Here is a 17859-nt window from a genome sequence, read left to right on the forward strand (position 1 = left end):
GAGGCTCCGCCGGAATGTGCGCAGGCTCTGGTGATGTTGACTGTTGGCATGACAGCACGTGCACGCGTCCGCGCCCCCGAACTGATCGGCAAGGGCGGCTGGCTCAACACCGGCAACCAGCAGTACACCCTCGCTGATCTGCGAGGACGCATTGTGATCCTGGATTTCTGGACCTTCTGCTGCGTGAACTGTCTGCATGTCCTCGATGAGCTGCGCGAGCTGGAGGAGAAGCACCGCGACACCGTGGTGATCATCGGCGTCCACTCGCCGAAGTTCGTGCACGAGGCGGAGCACCAGGCGGTCGTCGACGCGGTCGAGCGTTACGCCGTGCACCACCCCGTCCTGGACGACCCCGAGCTCGCCACCTGGAAGCAGTACGCCGTGCGCGCCTGGCCGACGCTCGTCGTCGTCGACCCGGAGGGCTACGTGGTCGCCCAGCACGCGGGTGAGGGGCACGCGCACGCCATCGAGAAGCTCGTCCAGGAGCTGGAGGACGAGCACGCCGCGAAAGGCACGCTGCGCCGCGGTGACGGCCCCTACGTGGCGCCGGAGCCGGTCGCCACGCATCTGCGGTTCCCCGGCAAGGCGCTCGCCCTCGAGGACGGCGGCTTCCTGGTCTCCGACACGACCCGGCATCGGCTGGTCGAGCTGGACGCGGACGGCGAGTCCGTGCGCAGGCACTTCGGTACCGGTACGCGCGGGTTCACGGACGGTGGCCCCGCCGAGGCCGAGTTCAGCGAGCCACAGGGCCTCGCGGTCCTGCCCGACGGCCGGATCGCCGTCGCGGACACGGTCAACCACGCGATCAGGGCCCTCGACCTCACCACGGGCCTGACGGCCACGCTCGCCGGTACCGGACGCCAGTGGTGGCAGGGTTCCGCCACCAGCGGTCCAGCCACGGAGGTGGACCTCTCCTCGCCCTGGGACATCGCCTGGTTCGGCGACCGGCTGTGGATCGCCATGGCCGGCGTGCACCAGCTGTGGACGTACGACCCCGGCACGGGCACCGTGCGGGTCGCCGCGGGCACGACCAACGAGGGGCTGGTCGACGGACCGGGCGCCGAGGCGTGGTTCGCGCAGCCGTCCGGCCTGGCGGCGGCCGGCGACCGGCTGTGGGTCGCCGACCCGGAGACCTCCGCGCTGCGGTACGTGGACCTGGAGGGCACCGTCCACACCGCCGTCGGCACCGGTCTCTTCGACTTCGGCCACCGCGACGGTCCCGCGGAGCAGGCGCTCTTCCAGCACCCGCTGGGCGTCACGGCCCTGCCGGACGGCTCCGTGGCCGTCAGCGACACGTACAACCACGCTCTGCGGCGCTACGACCCCGGGAGCGGCGAGGTCACCACGCTGGCCACGGACCTGCGCGAGCCGAGTGACGCCGTGCTCGTCGACGGCGACCTGGTCGTCGTCGAGTCCGCACGGCACCGGCTGACCCGGCTGCGGCTCCCCGAGGAAGCCGTCCGGGTCGCCGGCCGGGCCCACCGCACGCAGCGGGCCGCCACCGAGGTAGCCGCCGGCACGCTCCGCCTCGACGTGGTCTTCCAGGCCCCCGCCGGGCAGAAGCTGGACACCCGGTACGGGCCCTCGACCCGGCTGCTGGTCTCCTCCACCCCGCCGGAACTGCTGGCCGGAGGGGCGGGGCCGGGTACGGACCTGGGCCGCGACCTCCGCCTGGCGGACGGTGTCACCGAGGGCGTCCTGCACGTGTCCGCGATGGCCGCGTCCTGCGACGACGACCCGGCGAACGAGTACCCGGCCTGCCATGTGCACCAGCAGGACTGGGGCGTTCCCGTCCGCGTCACCGCCGACGGGGTCTCCAGGCTGCCGCTGGTGCTGGCCGGGCTGGACGAGCGGGGCTGACGGATCAGAAGTCGTCGGCGCCGTTGCGCAGCTCGTACGTCCAGTAGCCGGTCGCCCACACCGCCGGGTCGACGGAGATGCCCTCGGCGCCGGGTGCCTTCACGATTGCCATGCCGCCGTTGCCCTGGAGCGTGACGGAGAAGTCCTTCACCGTCTCCACGTCCTCGTCCATCCCGCCGTCCGACAGCTTCACCAGCGCGTACGCGGGCGCACCGGCCTCGAGCACGACGGGGGCGGCGGGCTTGCTCTTGGCCACGGCCGGCACGGTCCCCCGGGCGTTCTCCAGGAAGCGGATCTCCGGGAAGCCCTCCATCCGGCAGCTGTGGCCCGAGGAGTTCTTCGCCGTCAGGACGATGTGCGTGTAGGGCGGGCCGTCCTGGAGCTCGGCGCCGATCTTCAGGTCCTTGGTGGTGCAGAGGGGAGCGGACGAGGAGGAGCCGCTGGTGCCCTTGGTGCCGGCGGCGGTCCGGGTGCCGCCCGCCTTGTCCGACGTGCCGGCCTGTGCGGTGCCGCTGTCCTTCGCGGCGCCGGCGTTCTGCGCGGGCGTCGCCGAGGAGGAGGCCGGCGCGGATCCGTCTGTCGCGGCGCCGGCGGACTTCGTGCCGGTGCCGTTGTCGCCGCAGGCGGTGAGGGCGAGGGCGAGCACCGCTGCGGTGGTGGCGGCGAGGACGGTGGTGCGGCTGCGGAACGTACGCATGGAGATTCCCCCGTGAGTGGCAGTGAGACGTGGTGGCGCGGAGCGAGGCGCTCGCCTGGTCCGGACGAAGCGCCTCCGATCTGCTGACGTCCATGAGTCTGGACCCTGCCGCTCACGTTCCGCTGCTTTTCCGCTGACGTCCTGCTGACGTCCCGTCGGCGCCGTCCCCGGGTGCGTCAGCCCTCGTCGGTGAGCCGCTGGAGCGCCTCTTCGTACCGCCTCCGGTATTCGGGCCGCCCGGTCGCGCGCAGCAGCGCCGCCAGGGCCTGTGCCGCGCCCTCGTCGTAACCCGCGTGTTCCGCTTCCGCCGCTGCCCGGTCCAGCAGCAGGACCCCCTCGTCCTGCTCGCCGAGCGCCAGACGGGCCTCGCCGCTGATGGCCAGCAGCAGGCTCCGGCGTGCCGCCTCCTCGTGTTCGGGACCCAGGTCGAGCGCGGTCCGGGCGGCTTCGAGGGCGTCCTCGGGCAGGCCCGCGGTGAGCCGCATCCGGGCGAGGTGCTGCAGGGCGAGCATCTCGGTGTGCCGGTCCTGCTCCTCCCGGGCCAGCCGGACGGCGCGGGAGCAGCCCTCCAGTGCCGTTTCGAGGTCTCCCTGCCCGGCCTGGACGACAGCGAGGTTGATCAGTGCCGTCGCCTCGCCCAGCCGGTCCCCGGCGTCCCTGGCGAGGCCGGGCGAACGCTCCAGGAGGGTCACCGCCTCGGCCGTCCTGCCCTCTTCCGTCAGCACCCACCCCAGCAGGTTGAGCACCCTCGACTCCGCGTACGGGTCCTTCTGCGCACGGGCGGAGTCCAGCGCCAGTTCGAGCAGCGGGGCCCAGCTGTCCCGGACCCGCCACACGACCTGCGGCCACTGGAGCAGGATGATCCGCCAGGCCCGGTCGTGGAGCCCGGCGGTCCGGGCCGCGACGGCGGCCAGGGCCAGGTCGTCGCGTTCGGCGGCCAGCCAGCGCATCGCCACCGTCCGGTCGGTGAAGTCCCTTACGGCGGCAGGGTGGTGGTAGTCGTCCGGAAGGACGAAACACGGCTCACCGCCGGGCTCGGCGGTGTCGGCGGCGGCGAGGGCCGTGGCGATGTAGTGGTCGAGGACCTTGACCAGGGCCTCGGACGCCGACGCGGGGTCGAGCCCGCGGGCGTAGAGGCGCACCAGGTCGTGCAGCACCCAGCGCCCGGGTGCCGTCTCGGTCACGAGGTGGGCGGCGCCGAGCCGTTCCAGCGCCGTCGCGGCGGACACCGGGTCCGTTCCCGCGAGCGCGGCACACGTGTACGGGTCGAAGTGGCTGCCGGGATGGTGGCCCAGCCTGCCCAGCTGGTGGACGGCCTCCGGCGGCAACTGCTGCACGGTCAGCCGCAGCGCGGCGGAGACACCGATGTCGTCCACGTCGAGATAGGTCAGCCGGCTGCGCTCGTCGGCCAGTTCGGCGGCCAGTCCGGCGAGCGTCCGGTGCGGACGCCCGGCCAGCCGGGCCGCTGTCACGCGCAGGGCGAGCGGCAGGCCTCCGCAGAGCTCGGCGAGCCGGTGGGCGGCCACCGGCTCGGCGAGGACGCGTTCCTCGCCGAGCACCCCGGCGAGCAGTGCGGTGCCGTCGTGGGGTTCGAGCGTGTCGAGGGGGACGGGCCGGGCGGCGTCCGAGGCGATGAGCCCTTCCAGCCGGTGCCGGCTGGTGACCAGGGTGACGCAGTCGGTGCCGCCCGGAAGCAGTGGCCGGACGGTGGCGGAGTCACGCGCGTTGTCGAGGACCACGAGCAGCCGGCGCCGGTCGGTCAGGGACCGGAAGAGCGCGGCTGCGGCGGGGACGGACTCGGGGACGCGGCGCGGTGCGACGCCGAGCGCCAGCAGGAATTCGCGCAGTACGTCGATCAGCGCGGCCTCACCGGTCTCGCTGAACCCGCGCAGATCGGCGAAGAGCCGTCCGTCCGGGAAGGCGGCGCTGTGGTGCGCCCACTGCAGGGCCAGCGCCGTCTTGCCCACACCGGCCGGTCCGGTGACCAGGCAGACGGGCGCCTCGCCCGCTGCCGCCCGGGTGAGCGCGGCCAGTTCGGCCGCCCGGCCGTGGAAGCCGCGGGGGGCGCGGGGCAGCAGATCGGCGTAGAGCCGTCCGTCCGCCGGGGGCGCCAGGGGGCGGTCGCGGGGCGGGGCGCCGGGGCTGCCGGCCACAGGGGGCGAGGCGTCCTCGCTCCGGCGGGCCGCGGGTAGCGTCCGGTCCCCGCCCGCGGAGCCCGGCCGTACGGGATCGTGCGGCGCCGTCCCCGGGCCGCCTGCCGGCGGTGCCGCGTCCGTCCCGTCCCGGCCCGCGTCCGGTAGGCAATGGCCCCGGAGGATCAGCGCGTACGCGTCGGCGAGTTCGCGTCCGGGGTCGATGCCCAGCTCGTCGGCGAGCAGCCGCCTCGTGCGGTGGAACCAGTCCAGTGCCTCGGACTGACGTCCCGCCCGGTACAGCGCCCTTATCAGGGCCGCCGCCAGCGACTCCCGCATCGGATGCGCGGCCGCCTCCGCCCGCAGCACGGACGCGGCGCGGTGATGCTCCCCCATCGCCGTCCAGGCCCGCGCCAGTTGCTCGACCGTCGCCAGGCGTGACTCCTCCAGCGTGTGGGCGGCAGCCTGGAGCGGTGGCCCGATGAACGCGCCGCTGAGCGCCGGCCCCTGCCAGAGCGACAGCGCCTCCGTGAGCATCAGCACGGAGTCGGCGGGGCTGCGTTGCTGCCGGGCCAGCATCAGCAGTTCCTCGAACCGCTGGGAGTCCAGCAGGGTCTCCGGTACCCGGAGCACGTACGCGTCGCCGAGGGTGACCAGCTCCACCCCGTACGCCGCCGCGTCCGCGCCCACCAGGAGGGCGCGCAGCCGTGAGACGTGCCCCTGGATGACGCTGCGGGCGTGGAGCGGGGGCATGTCGTCCCACAGGGAGTCCGTCAGCCGGGAGACCGGGACAGGTGTGTTGGCGGACAGCAGCAGCGCGGCCAGCAGGCTGCGCCGCTTGGCGGGCCCGAGTGGCAGCGGTCCGGTGAGTGTCTCCACGGAGACCGTACCGAGCAGCCGGAACTCCACGTGGGGCTTTCCTTCCGGGCGGGATGCACCCGGGTGGGGGCCCGGATCGGGTCCCAGAATATCGGGGGCACCGCCGAGCCGACGAAGGGTCACGCCGGGTCGGCGGGAGCGGTCCGGCCGCGTCCCTCAGGTCACAGGCGGCGCTCGTCCTCCGACACGACCGTGGTGGTGGGCGGCACGACCATGCGGCGCCGACGCGCGATGCTCATGTAGACGAACACGCCGACGAGGCCGACCAGCATCATGATCCAGCCGACCATGTCGACGTTGACGGTGTCCAGTTTCCAGTCGGTGGCGAAAGCGAGAATCGCCCCGGCACCGATCAGGAGAATGCATCCTCCGAGTCCCATGAATTCCGCCTCCTCGACGGCCCGGTGGATCCGGGCCGGTGTACGGGTCGCGTACCCGGCCCGGCGACAACCATGTCCCGGTGGCCCGTCGAGGAGAGGAGGATCAGCCGGCCAGGAACGTGGCGAGCGCGCCGGCCAGCAGATACGGGTCGTCCGCGCCGCACAGCTCGCGGGCACTGTGCATGGACAGGATCGCGACGCCGATGTCGATGGTCTGGATGCCGTGCCGGGCGGCGGTGATCGGGCCGATCGTGGTGCCGCAGGGCATCGCGTTGTTGGAGACGAAGGTCTGCCAGGGCACGCCCGCCTTCTCGCAGGCCGCCGCGAACACGGCCCGGCCGCTGCCGTCGGTCGCGTACCGCATGTTGACGTTGACCTTGAGGATCGGCCCGCCGTTGACCACCGGGTGGTGCGTCGGGTCGTGGCGCTCCCCGTAGTTGGGGTGGATCGCGTGGCCGGTGTCGGAGGAGAGGCAGACGGTCCCGGCGAAGGCCCGGGCCCGGTCCTCGTACGAGCCGCCGCGGGCGAACACGGAGCGCTCCAGGACCCCGCCGAGCAGCGGGCCGTCCGCGCCGGTGTCGGACTGCGAGCCGTTCTCCTCGTGGTCGAAGGCGGCGAGCACGGGGATGTACGGGATCTCGTCGTCCGGCAGTCCGGCCACGGCGGTCAGCGCGGCCGTCGCGGCGTGCACGGAGAGCAGGTTGTCCATGCGCGGCCCGGCCAGCAGCTCACGGTCCCGGCCCAGGTAGGCCGGCGGCTCGACGGCGTGCGGCATCAGGTCCCAGCCGGTCACGTCCGCCGGGTCGACGCCGGCCTCCTCGGCCACGAAACGGATGAGGTCGCCCTCGTGGACCTCACCGAGCCCCCAGATCGGCTGCATGTGCTTCTGGCGGTCGAGCTTGAGGCCGTCGGTGTTGGCCGACCGGTCCAGGTGCACAGCCAGCTGGGGCACGCGCAGCAGCGGCCGGTCGATGTTCACCAGACGGTGGGTCCCGTCGCGGAGCGAGAGCCGCCCGGCCAGGCCGAGGTCCCGGTCGAGCCAGGTGTTGAGGAGCGTCCCGCCGTAGATCTCGACAGCGACCTGGCGCCAGCCGTGGGATCCCGTGTCGGGCTGCGGCTTGACCCGCAGGTTCGGGGAGTCGGTGTGAGCCCCCGCGATCCTGAACGGGGTGTGCGCCTCGGCACCCTCGGGCACGTACCAGGCGACGATCGCGCCGCCGCGCAGCACGTACTTCCCACCCGTGGTGGCGTCCCAGGCCGCCGTCTCCTCGACCTGTCGGAAACCGGCCTTTTCCAGCCGCGCGGCGGCGGTGGCCACGGCGTGGTACGGGGTGGGGCCGGCCATGAGGAAGGCCATCAGGTCGTCGGTGTGCCCGCGGTCGAAGCGGAGGGGAGAGCTCATGTTCTTCACTGTAACGACGGCCGCCGCGGGGGGTTCACGGTGGACGGCCGGTGCCCGCGGTCATCGTCCGGAAATCGTCGTCGGGTCACCGCCGGACTCGGAGCGTCGCGGCCGGCTCGTCACCGTCCTGCGCCTCCTGCGCGCGGCCGGAGAACAGGGCCGCGAGGTCCTTGGCCAGCCCCCTGTCCAGCGCCGTCGCCCCGGTCCCGGCGTCCCCGCCGGCAGCAGCACGGCCGCTCCGGCCGCCACCGCCCACCGTGTCCCGGCCGCCTTCGCCGACTTCACACCCATGACGGCGTCCCCCTCCGAACCTACGACGATCATGGGGACGGCCCGCCCCTGGCGGGGGCGGGCCGTATCCATCTCTGTGCCGAAGAGCGTTGAAGAGGACGACTAGAACGCGGCCTCGTCCAGCTCCATCAGCGAGTTGTCCACGGTCTCGGCGAGCGCGCGCTCGGCCGAGACGCCCGGCAGGACGTTCGCGGCGAAGAACTTCGCGGCGGCGATCTTGCCCTGGTAGAAGGCGACGTCCTTGGCGGCGGCGGTCGGCAGCTTCTCGGCGGCCACGGCCGCACCCTTGAGCAGCAGGTAGCCGACGACGACGTCGCCGGAGGCCATGAGCAGACGGGTGGTGTTGAGGCCGACCTTGTAGATGTTCCTGACGTCCTCGCCGGTGGCGGTGAGGTCGGTGATCATCGTGCCGACGATCGCCTCCAGGTCCACGGCGGCCTTGGCGAGGTTGTCCAGCGCGCCGGACAGTTCCTCGTTGCCCTGGGCGCCCGCGAGGAACTTCTTGATCTCCTCGGAGAGGGTGTTCAGCGAGGCACCCTGGTCGCGGACGATCTTCCGGAAGAAGAAGTCCTGGCCCTGGATCGCGGTCGTGCCCTCGTACAGGGTGTCGATCTTGGCGTCACGGATGTACTGCTCGATCGGGTACTCCTGGAGGTACCCGGAGCCGCCGAAGGTCTGGAGCGACTGCGCGAGCTGCTCGTAGGACTTCTCGGAGCCGTAGCCCTTCACGATCGGGAGCAGCAGGTCGTTGAGGCCGTTCAGCGCCTTGGCGTCCTCGCCCGCGGCCTCCTTCACCTGGATCGCGTCCTGGACGGAGGCCGTGTAGAGCACGAGGGAGCGCATGCCCTCCGCGTACGCCTTCTGCGTCATGAGTGAGCGGCGCACGTCGGGGTGGTGCGTGATGGTGACCTTGGGAGCCGTCTTGTCCATGAACTGCGACAGGTCGGTGCCCTGGACGCGCTCCTTGGCGTACTCCAGCGCGTTGAGGTAGCCCGTCGACAGGGTCGCGATGGCCTTCGTGCCGACCATCATGCGGGCGAACTCGATGATGCGGAACATCTGGCGGATGCCGTCGTGCTTGTCACCGATGAGCCATCCCTTGGCGGGGTGCTGGTCGCCGAAGGTCATCTCGCAGGTGTTGGACGCCTTGAGGCCCATCTTGTGCTCGACGTTCGTCGCGTACACGCCGTTGCGCTCACCGAGCTCGCCGGTGGTCCAGTCGAAGTGGAACTTCGGGACCATGAAGAGGGAGAGGCCCTTGGTGCCCGGGCCGGCGCCCTCGGGGCGCGCCAGCACGTAGTGGATGATGTTCTCGGACATGTCGTGCTCGCCCGAGGTGATGAAGCGCTTCACACCCTCGATGTGCCAGGAGCCGTCCTCCTGCTCGACCGCCTTCGTGCGGCCGGCGCCCACGTCCGAACCGGCGTCCGGCTCGGTCAGCACCATCGTCGAGCCCCACTGCTTCTCGACGGCGATCTCGGCGATCTTCTTCTGCGCCTCGTTGCCCTCGTCGAAGAGGATGCCGGCGAAGGCCGGGCCGGAGGAGTACATCCAGACCGCCGGGTTGGCGCCGAGCAGCGTCTCCGCGTAACCCCAGATCAGGGAGCGGGGCGAGGTGGTGCCGCCGATCTCCTCGGGCAGGCCCAGGCGCCAGTACTCGGAGTCCATGAACGCCTTGTAGGACTTCTTGAAGGAGTCCGGGACGGGCGCGGTGTTGGTCTCGGGGTCGAAGACCGGCGGGTTGCGGTCGGCGTCGGCGTACGAGTCGGCGAGCTCGTTCTCCGCGAGGCGGGTGATCTCGTCCAGGATGGTCTTCGCGGTGTCGACGTCCATCTCCGCGAACGGTCCGGTGCCGTACAGCTTGTCGCGCCCGAGGACCTCGAAGAGGTTGAACTCGATGTCGCGGAGATTCGACTTGTAGTGCCCCATGGGAAGGCTCCGTAATCAATAGCAGTGGCGCGCAGCGCCCCGTGGAGGGGTGAGGATCGGGCGACGGGCCGGCCGTGGGTGTATCAGCCGACTCCTACGATGATGCTACCCGTCAGTAATAAGACGCAACCCCTCAAGGCACAGATGTGTCCGATTACTCTTTGCGGCATGTATGGCTACGACCAGAACCCGGGTGCACAGCAGCAGATGGGTGGCGGCTACGGCGAGCAGCCGTTGTATCCCGAGCCCTCGCCGCCCTCCCTGGCGGACGCGGTACGGGCCTTCACGACCGGTTCGCTCTCCGCCGAGGACTTCCAGCAGATCTTCGCGACGTCGAAGGTCTACTGCCCGCGCGGCGACAACCCCGGCTTCCTGGCCCTGCACAACACCCAGCAGCCGGTGATCCCCATGTTCACCACGCTCAAGGAGCTGCGGCGGTACGCGGGCAAGGAGTCCAAGTACTTCGTGATCACCGGGGCCGAGGTGATCGACCTGCTGCCGACCGGGTACGGCTTCGTTCTGGACATGGAGGGGGACCACCGCATGGTCTTCGACGCCAAGGCGGTGGAGCAGATGGTCGACTTCGCGATGCGCCGCATGTACGGCTAGGGCCGCCGCCCGTCCGGTTCGCGCCGGGCGGTGGACCGGCTGACCGGAAGGGGCTCGTACCGACAAGGTGCGGGCCCCTTTCCGGTGCCCGGGGGTGTCGGGGAATGGATGCCGCCTTGCCAGATGTTCACCATTCAACTAAATTGATGGCAGAAGACTTCCGGAGGTGGCTCCCATGCCCGCAGTGACCGTCGAAAACCCGCTGACCCTGCCGAAGGTCGCGGCCCAGGCCGAGGCCGTGGCACGCCCCGTGCTCACCGTCACGACCGCGCCGAGCGGTTTCGAGGGCGAGGGGTTCCCGGTGCGGCGCGCCTTCGCCGGGATCAACTACCGGCACCTCGACCCGTTCATCATGATGGACCAGATGGGTGAGGTGGAGTACGCCGCCGGAGAGCCCAAGGGCACCCCCTGGCACCCGCACCGCGGCTTCGAGACCGTCACCTACCTCATCGACGGAAGCTTCATCCACCAGGACAGCAACGGTGGCGGCGGCACCATCGAGAACGGTGACACCCAGTGGATGACTGCCGGCAGTGGTCTGCTGCACATCGAGGCCCCGCCGGAGTCCCTCGTCATGTCCGGCGGCCTTTTCCACGGCCTCCAGCTCTGGGTGAACCTGCCCAAGGCCGACAAGATGATGGCCCCGCGTTACCAGGACATCCGAGGAGGCCAGGTCCAGCTCCTCGCGTCCCCGGACGGCGGCGCGCTCCTGCGCGTCATCGCCGGCGACCTGGACGGCCACGAGGGACCGGGCATCACGCACACCCCGATCACCATGGTCCACGCGACGGTCCGGCCGGGTGCCGAGGTGACCCTGCCGTGGCGCGAGGACTTCAACGGCCTCGCGTACGTCATGGCCGGACGCGGGACCGTCGGCGAGGAGCGCCGCCCGGTCCGCATGGGGCAGACCGCGGTGTTCGGCAAGGGATCCTCGCTGACCGTCCGCGCCGACGAGGCGCAGGACGGCAACACCCCGGACCTGGAGGTCGTGCTCCTCGGCGGGCGTCCGATCCGTGAGCCGATGGCGCACTACGGGCCGTTCGTGATGAACACCCAGGACGAGCTCAAGCAGGCCTTCGAGGACTTCCAGGCCGGCCGGCTCGGCACGGTGCCCGCCGTGCACGGCATGTGACGGAGTATGCGGGTGACGGACCGTCACCCGTACGCCCGGGCGGGCGGGCCGCCCGCGCCCGCCCGTGATCGGGTGGGAGGGTGCCTACCCGCAAGCCCCTCCTGCCCGACAGTGCGCGGCGGACGGCCGCCTGGTGCGGCGTCCTGCTCCTGGCCGCCGGCGTCGCGGCGGTGGCCATCTGGCTGTGCGTCGCCCTCAAGACCGCGGTCACACCCGTCCTGCTCGCCCTGCTCGGTACGGCGCTGCTGGGGCCCGTGCACCGCTGGCTGACCGCGCACAAGGTGAACGGGTCGCTGGCGGCCGGGCTCACCTGTGCCGCGCTCGTCGCGGTGGCCGGGGGCGCCGGGTACATCGTCGTCACCGCACTCGTCGACACCGGCGACCAGATCGTCAGCTCCCTCAAGGACGCCGCGCAGTGGGTCGTCGACCACTTCGAGATCGCGGGTGTCGCGAACGTCGACGACCTCGCGGACAACACCAGGGGTCTCGTGGAGAAGTTCGGTGCGAGCGCCGCGGGCGGGCTCCTCACCGGTATCAGCCTCATCGGCTCCCTGGTCACCACGGCCGTCCTGGCCCTGCTGCTGACCTTCTTCTTCCTGCGCGACGCCGACCGTGCCGCCCACCTCGCCCACCGCATCGCCCCGCGTGGCACCGGCGACCTCGTGGAGGCCATGGGGCGCAGGGCCTTCGAGGCAGTCGAGGGCTTCATGCGCGGCACCACGTTCATCGCCCTCATCGACGCGCTGTGCATCACGGCCGGCCTACTGATCCTGCGGGTGCCGGGCGCGGTGGGGCTGGGGGCACTGGTCTTCGTGGGGGCCTACATCCCGTATCTCGGTGCCTTCATCTCCGGGGCCGTGGCCGTGCTGGTCGCCCTGGCCGACCGGGGCTTCGTGATCGCGCTCTGGGCGCTGGGGGTGGTGCTCGCCGTCCAGGTCCTGGAGGGGCATGTGCTGCAGCCGGTCATCCAGAGCCGCACGGTCCAGATGCACCCCGCCATGATCATGATCGCGCTGACCGCGGGCGCGAGCGTCGCCGGTCTGCTGGGCATGCTGCTGGCGGTGCCGGTGTGCGCGGCGGTCTTCGGCGTGATCGGCGAACTGCGCAAGGCCGACGGGATCGCGGAACCCTCATGAACCACGCCCGGAACCCCGCGGACCCGATCGCTGTCTCATGAGCCGACGGCCGCGGGCTCCGACGACTCGTACAGCTCGAACCAGATCGACTTCCCCTCCCCCTGCGGGTCCACCCCCCACGCGTCGGCGAGCATCTCCATGAGCACCAGCCCCCGGCCGCTGGACGCCATCTCGCCGGGGCACCGCTTGTGGGGCAGCTCGTCGCTGGAGTCGCCCACCACGACGCGCAGCCGTCTCTCGCCGCGCTCGCCGCTCACCTCCGCCACCAGCAGGGCGTCCCCGTCCGTGTGGACCAGCACGTTCGTGGCCATCTCGGACACCATCAGCACCGCCGCGTCGACCTGCTCCCCGTCGGCCCAGTCGTGCAGCAGCTCCCGCAGCTGCTGCCGGCTCGCGGCGACCCGCTCGGGCTCCGCCTGGGCGATGGTCATCGCCGAACGGCGCCCCAGCGGCCTGCGCGACCGCGGAGCCTCGCGGCGCAGGACGAGCACCGCGATGTCGTCCTCCCGGCGGTCCACGAGCGGGCCGGTCGTGTAGTGCGAGCCGGGGCCGTGCACCGCCTGGACGAGGGTGTCGGCGAGCTTCTCCAGGTCCTCCACGGGCTCTTCCAGGATCGGCCGGAGCCTGGTCCAGCCGGTGGCCATGTCGTGCCCGCCGGTCTCGATGAGCCCGTCCGTGCACAGCATGATCGTTTCGCCGGGCCCGAGGACGACACGGGTGGTCGGATAGTCGGCGTCCCTCTCGATGCCCAGGGGGAGTCCTCCCGCGGTCTGCCGGATCACCGCCCTGCCGTCGACGCTGATCACCACCGGGTCGGGGTGGCCGGCCCGGGCGATGTCGAGGGTGCCGGTGTCCGGGTCGGCCTCCGCGTACAGGCAGGTGGCGAAGCGGGCCGCGTGGGGCCCGTCCTCGCCGTCGGTGCGGTCGTCCGCCCCGGTGAGCCCCGACAGGAAGCGTGAGGCCCGGGAGAGCACCCCGTCGGGGCGGTGCCCCTCGGAGGCGTAGGCCCGCAGGGCGATCCGCAGCTGGCCCATCAGCCCCGCGGCCCGCACGTCGTGCCCCTGGACGTCACCGATGACGAGGGCGATACGGCCGTTGGGGAGCGGGATCATGTCGTACCAGTCGCCCCCGACCTGGAGCCCGCCGCCGGTCGGGATGTACCGGGCCGCCACCGTCAGCCCCGGTACGCCGGCGCCGAGGGACGGCATCATCGCCCTCTGGAGCCCCAGCGACAGCTCGCGCTCCGTCTCGGCGGCCCCGGCGCGGGTCAGTGCCTGCGCGAGCATCCGGGCCACCGTCGTCAGCACGGCGCGCTCGTCGGGCGAGAAGGCCACGCTGTGCCGGAACCCGGCCATCCAGGCCCCCATGGTGTGGCCCGACGCGATCAGCGGGAGGAAGGCCCAGGAGCGCCGCCCGAAGCCGCTGGCGAGCGGCCAGGTGGTGGGGTAGCGGGTGCGGTACGCCTCGGGGGAGGGCAGGTAGACCGGCTGCCCGGTCCGCACGGCCTCGGCGGCCGGGTAGTCGGTGTCCAGCGGCATGTCGGTGAACGGCTTCTCGTCGCCCATGTGGTGCCCGTGGTGCCCGACGACCTTCAGGCGATCGCCCGTGACGCCGAAGACGGCGAGGCCGTCCGGCGAGAACCCCGGCATGGAGAGCGACCCGGCGACCCGCAGCACCTCCTCGGTGGAACCCGCCTCGGCCAGCGCACGCCCCGCGTCCAGCAGGAACGCCTCGCGCGACCGGCGCCAGTCACCCGTGACGGGGGTGTGCACCGCCGAGGCCGCGGAGGGTTCGGCGACGTCCTGGAGGATGCCCACCAGCACGTACTCGTGGCGGCCCGGGGAATCGACGGCGACCGGCTTCGACCTGCTGCGCACCGTGCGCACGACCGTGCCGTGGTCGTCCACGATCCGCATCCTGGCCTCGGCCACGGTGCCCTCGGCGATCGCGAAGTTCACGACCCCGTCGACCTCGTTCCAGTCGGCCGGATGGAAGCGGGAGCGCACGTCGTACCCGTGGCAGGACACGGGCTCGGCGGGCAGTCCGACCAGCCGGGCCGCCTCGGCGTCGAACGTGACCATCCCCGTGGAGCTCTCCCAGCTCCACAGACCGGTTCCGATCGCAGCCAGGATCTCCTCGGTGCGCATTGCCCCACTTTAGGAAGGTGTTCTCCGTCGTCGCCACCGATGAACGGCCGCCCGGAGGCCGTACGGGCCCGCCCCCGGCTCCTCCCGGAGGGCCGTGCGGAAGCAAGTCAATGAAGCGGTGCGCCTACGGGCGGTAGCCTGGGGTGTCAATCCGCCCCGAACCGCGAAGACTGGATGAACGACGATGCATCGGTACAGGTCCCACACCTGCGGCGAGCTCCGCGCCTCTGACGTCGGCACCGACGTCCGGCTGAGCGGCTGGCTGCACAATCGCCGAGACCTGGGCGGCATCCTCTTCATCGATCTGCGCGACCACTACGGTCTGGTGCAGCTCGTCGCCCGCCCCGGCACCCCCGGCAACGACGCCCTGGCGAAGCTGACCAAGGAGACCGTCGTCCGGATCGACGGCAAGGTCTCCGCGCGCGGCGCCGACAACGTCAACCCGGAGCTCCCGACCGGTGAGATCGAGATCGAGGTCACCGACGTCGAGGTGCTGGGTGAGGCCGCCCCGCTGCCCTTCACGATCAACGCCGACGACGGGGTCAACGAGGAGCGGCGCCTGGAGTACCGCTTCCTCGACCTGCGTCGCGAGCGCATGCACCGCAACATCATGCTGCGCTCGTCCGTCATCGCCTCCATCCGCTCCAAGATGGTGGCCCTCGGCTTCAACGAGATGGCGACCCCGATCCTCGCCGCGACGTCCCCCGAGGGCGCCCGTGACTTCGTGGTCCCGTCCCGCCTGAACCCGGGCAAGTTCTATGCCCTTCCGCAGGCGCCGCAGCAGTTCAAGCAGCTGCTGATGATCTCCGGCTTCGACCGCTACTTCCAGATCGCGCCGTGCTTCCGCGACGAGGACGCACGCGCCGACCGTTCGCCCGGCGAGTTCTACCAGCTCGACGTCGAGATGTCGTTCGTCGAGCAGGAGGACGTCTTCCAGCCGATCGAGAAGCTCATGACCGAGCTCTTCGAGGAGTTCGGCAACGGCCGCCACGTGACCTCGCCGTTCCCGCGCATCCCGTTCCGCGAGTCGATGCTGAAGTACGGCAACGACAAGCCGGACCTGCGCGCCCGGCTGGAGCTCGTCGACATCTCCGACATCTTCGCGGACTCGGAGTTCAAGGCGTTCGCCGGCAAGCACGTCCGCGCCCTTCCGGTGCCGGACACGGCGGGCCAGTCCCGGAAGTTCTTCGACGGTCTCGGCGCGTACGCGGTCGAGCACGGCGCCAAGGGTCTCGCCTGGGTCCGGGTGGGCGAGGACGGCACGCTGGCGGGCCCGATCGCCAAGTTCCTCACCGAGACGGACATCAAGACCCTCACCGAGCGTCTGTCCCTCGTCCCCGGTCACGCCGTCTTCTTCGGTGCGGGCGAGTTCGACGAGGTCTCCAAGATCATGTCCGTCGTCCGCGTCGAGGCCGCCAAGCGCGCCGGCCACTTCGAGGAGGGCGTCTTCCGCTTCTGCTGGATCGTCGACTTCCCGATGTACGAGAAGGACGAGGACACCGGCAGGATCGACTTCTCGCACAACCCGTTCTCCATGCCCCAGGGCGGCATGAAGGACCTGCAGGAGAAGGACCCGCTCGACATCCTGGCGTGGCAGTACGACATCGTCTGCAACGGCATCGAGCTGTCCTCCGGCGCCATCCGTAACCACGAGCCCGAGGTCATGCTGAAGGCCTTCGCGATCGCCGGGTACGAGGCGGAGACCGTCGAGAGGGAGTTCGCGGGCATGCTGCGCGCGTTCCGCCTCGGCGCCCCGCCGCACGGTGGCATCGCTCCGGGCGTCGACCGCATCGTGATGCTGCTTGCCGACGAGCCCAACATCCGGGAGACGATCGCCTTCCCGCTCAACGGCAACGCCCAGGACCTGATGATGGGGGCCCCGAGCGAGCTGGACGAGACCCGCCTGCGCGAGCTGAACATCCAGCTGCGCAAGCCCGTCGCGGCCAAGGAGAAGGCCGGGGCCAAGGACTCCGTGGCGAGGGACACCGGCGCGAAGTAGGCGTCAGCTGTTCCGCTCCGGTTCCACGTGAAACAGTCCCCGGCCGCCCGGCCGGGGACTGTTTCACGTGCACCCACCGGGTGCGCACAGCTCACGTCCCTGCCCGGCCTCACCTCTGATGACAGGGAATCGGGGCCCCGCGCACAGAGGGACGACCCGCCGACGCGTGGTCCTGTCGGGTGGTGCGGCCATCGCCGGGGCAGGGACCGGCGCAGGGCCCTGCTCTCGGCCGGTGAGGAGAAGGGCGCCGACGGCTGGGAGACCGGTCGGTGCGGGGAGTGCCACCGGCCGACGTCGGAGACCACGGCGGCGACGACCCCGCTCCCGGCCGGCCCGGACAGCCGTGCGGACACCCGTGGCCCGGCGCGAGGACCGGGTACAGCCGGATGGCCCCGGTTTCGGTTCGGCGTCGCGGGGCACGGCAATGACTGGCACCGAAGGAGACCGACCGCCCGTCACGAGGAGTTCCGCCCGTGTCCCTCCCGCGCCGCCCCTACGTCCTTCTCGTCGTCCTGTTCCTGCTGGTCATCGGCTGCTCCGCCGGTGCGGTGCAGCCCTCGGCGCCCCGTGGTGCCGCCGGCCCCGAGTCCTCGGCCGCGGCGTCGCCCACTGCTGTGCCCGTCCGCCCGCGGGAGATTCCGGGACTGGGCCCGCTCGTCCGGGCGAAGATCCCGGCCACCGCCCGGCAGGCCGTCGTGGTGACCGGCCAGGGCCCCGACGCCAACCGCTCCACGGCCGTCCTCCACACGCGCGACGACCCCGCACTCGGCTGGAGACCGGAGGCAGGACCCTGGGCCGCCCACAACGGCATGAAGGGCTGGACGGACCACCACGTGGCGGGCGACCTCCGGTCACCCGTCGGCGTGTTCGGCCTCACCGACGCGGGCGGCCGGCTGCCCGACCCAGGAGCGCTGCTCCCGTACGACGAGCAGCCGCGCTTCGCGGTGAGCGGCGAGGGCTTCTTCGGGGAGCCGCTGGAGGGGTCCTTCGACTACGTCGTCGCCATCAACTACAACCGGACACCGGGCACGACCCCGCTGGACCGCACCCGGCCGCTCGGTGAGGAGAGGGGCGGCGGGATCTGGATCCATGTGGACCACGGCGGCCCGACCCAGGGCTGTGTCTCGCTTCCCGAGGAGCGGATGAGGGAGCTCCTGCGCCTCCTGGACCCGGCGAAGTACCCGGTGATCGTGATGGGGGACGCCGCGGCGCTGGGCCGCTGAGCACCGTACGCACGGGAGCCCGGGACCGATGGCCGGTCCCGGG

Annotated in this window: 13 protein-coding genes; 7 read left to right on the top strand and 6 right to left on the bottom strand. The window is 71.7% G+C overall.

Translation table 11 applies throughout. The features are described 5' to 3' along the window. The first annotated feature begins 48 nt into the window (after positions 1-48). Positions 49-1860 carry an NHL domain-containing thioredoxin family protein gene (locus AB0F38_RS23400; RefSeq protein ID WP_361896625.1) on the top strand — a complete coding sequence of 604 codons (1812 nt, stop codon included), beginning with the start codon at positions 49-51 and terminating at the stop codon, positions 1858-1860. A 4-nt stretch (positions 1861-1864) separates the two neighbouring features. On the opposite strand, the gene AB0F38_RS23405 is transcribed toward AB0F38_RS23400, so the two are convergent. The 4 genes from AB0F38_RS23405 to AB0F38_RS23420 all read right to left on the bottom strand — a co-directional run bounded on the left by AB0F38_RS23405 (position 1865) and on the right by AB0F38_RS23420 (position 7350). After that, complete coding sequence (locus AB0F38_RS23405) at positions 1865-2557, bottom strand: DUF4232 domain-containing protein (RefSeq protein ID WP_361896627.1); 693 nt, start codon at positions 2555-2557, stop codon at positions 1865-1867. A 176-nt stretch (positions 2558-2733) separates the two neighbouring features. Beyond that, entirely contained in the window at positions 2734-5598 is a 2865-nt protein-coding gene (locus AB0F38_RS23410) for a BTAD domain-containing putative transcriptional regulator (RefSeq protein WP_361896629.1), read from the bottom strand. A gap of 131 nt (positions 5599-5729) precedes the next feature. Continuing rightward, complete coding sequence (locus AB0F38_RS23415) at positions 5730-5948, bottom strand: DUF6458 family protein (protein WP_361896632.1); 219 nt, start codon at positions 5946-5948, stop codon at positions 5730-5732. Between the two features lie 103 nt (positions 5949-6051). Next, the gene (locus AB0F38_RS23420) at positions 6052-7350 is read right to left on the bottom strand and encodes a M18 family aminopeptidase (protein WP_361896635.1); all 1299 of its coding nucleotides are present in this window, start codon (positions 7348-7350) and stop codon (positions 6052-6054) included. Between AB0F38_RS23420 and AB0F38_RS23425 the strand changes: the two genes are divergently transcribed. After that, positions 7349-7747, top strand: coding sequence for a hypothetical protein (locus AB0F38_RS23425; RefSeq protein ID WP_361896637.1), 399 nt, complete (start codon positions 7349-7351; stop codon positions 7745-7747). The two genes, AB0F38_RS23420 and AB0F38_RS23425, sit on opposite strands and share 2 nt — an antisense overlap. Here AB0F38_RS23425 and AB0F38_RS23430 read toward each other — a convergent pair. Continuing rightward, entirely contained in the window at positions 7744-9570 is a 1827-nt protein-coding gene (locus AB0F38_RS23430; protein ID WP_361896640.1) for an acyl-CoA dehydrogenase, read from the bottom strand. The genes AB0F38_RS23425 and AB0F38_RS23430 overlap by 4 nt on opposite strands. A gap of 168 nt (positions 9571-9738) precedes the next feature. Between AB0F38_RS23430 and AB0F38_RS23435 the strand changes: the two genes are divergently transcribed. The 3 genes from AB0F38_RS23435 (at position 9739) to AB0F38_RS23445 (ending at position 12447) form a co-directional block, all read left to right on the top strand. Next, entirely contained in the window at positions 9739-10179 is a 441-nt protein-coding gene (locus tag AB0F38_RS23435; protein WP_307126116.1) for an SseB family protein, read from the top strand. Positions 10180-10354: 175 nt separating this feature from the next. Next, positions 10355-11311, top strand: a complete 957-nt coding sequence (locus tag AB0F38_RS23440) for a pirin family protein (protein ID WP_361896643.1) — start codon at positions 10355-10357, stop codon at positions 11309-11311. An 80-nt stretch (positions 11312-11391) separates the two neighbouring features. Beyond that, positions 11392-12447, top strand: coding sequence for an AI-2E family transporter (locus tag AB0F38_RS23445; RefSeq protein WP_361896646.1), 1056 nt, complete (start codon positions 11392-11394; stop codon positions 12445-12447). A gap of 35 nt (positions 12448-12482) precedes the next feature. Here AB0F38_RS23445 and AB0F38_RS23450 read toward each other — a convergent pair whose 3' ends face one another. Further along, positions 12483-14594 carry a SpoIIE family protein phosphatase gene (locus AB0F38_RS23450; RefSeq protein WP_361896648.1) on the bottom strand — a complete coding sequence of 704 codons (2112 nt, stop codon included), beginning with the start codon at positions 14592-14594 and terminating at the stop codon, positions 12483-12485. Positions 14595-14778: 184 nt separating this feature from the next. On the opposite strand from AB0F38_RS23450, the gene aspS reads away from it, so the two are divergent. Together aspS and AB0F38_RS23460 are read left to right on the top strand one after the other, a co-directional pair. Then, positions 14779-16593: an aspartate--tRNA ligase gene (aspS, locus tag AB0F38_RS23455; RefSeq protein ID WP_361896651.1), complete on the top strand. Its 1815-nt coding sequence runs from the start codon at positions 14779-14781 to the stop codon at positions 16591-16593. 473 nt (positions 16594-17066) lie between these two features. Beyond that, positions 17067-17816 carry a L,D-transpeptidase family protein gene (locus AB0F38_RS23460; RefSeq protein WP_361896654.1) on the top strand — a complete coding sequence of 250 codons (750 nt, stop codon included), beginning with the start codon at positions 17067-17069 and terminating at the stop codon, positions 17814-17816. The last annotated feature ends 43 nt before the right edge of the window (positions 17817-17859 follow it).

This window comes from Streptomyces sp. NPDC025273 (assembly GCF_040638585.1).
GTDB classification, from domain to species: domain Bacteria; phylum Actinomycetota; class Actinomycetes; order Streptomycetales; family Streptomycetaceae; genus Streptomyces; species Streptomyces cinereorectus.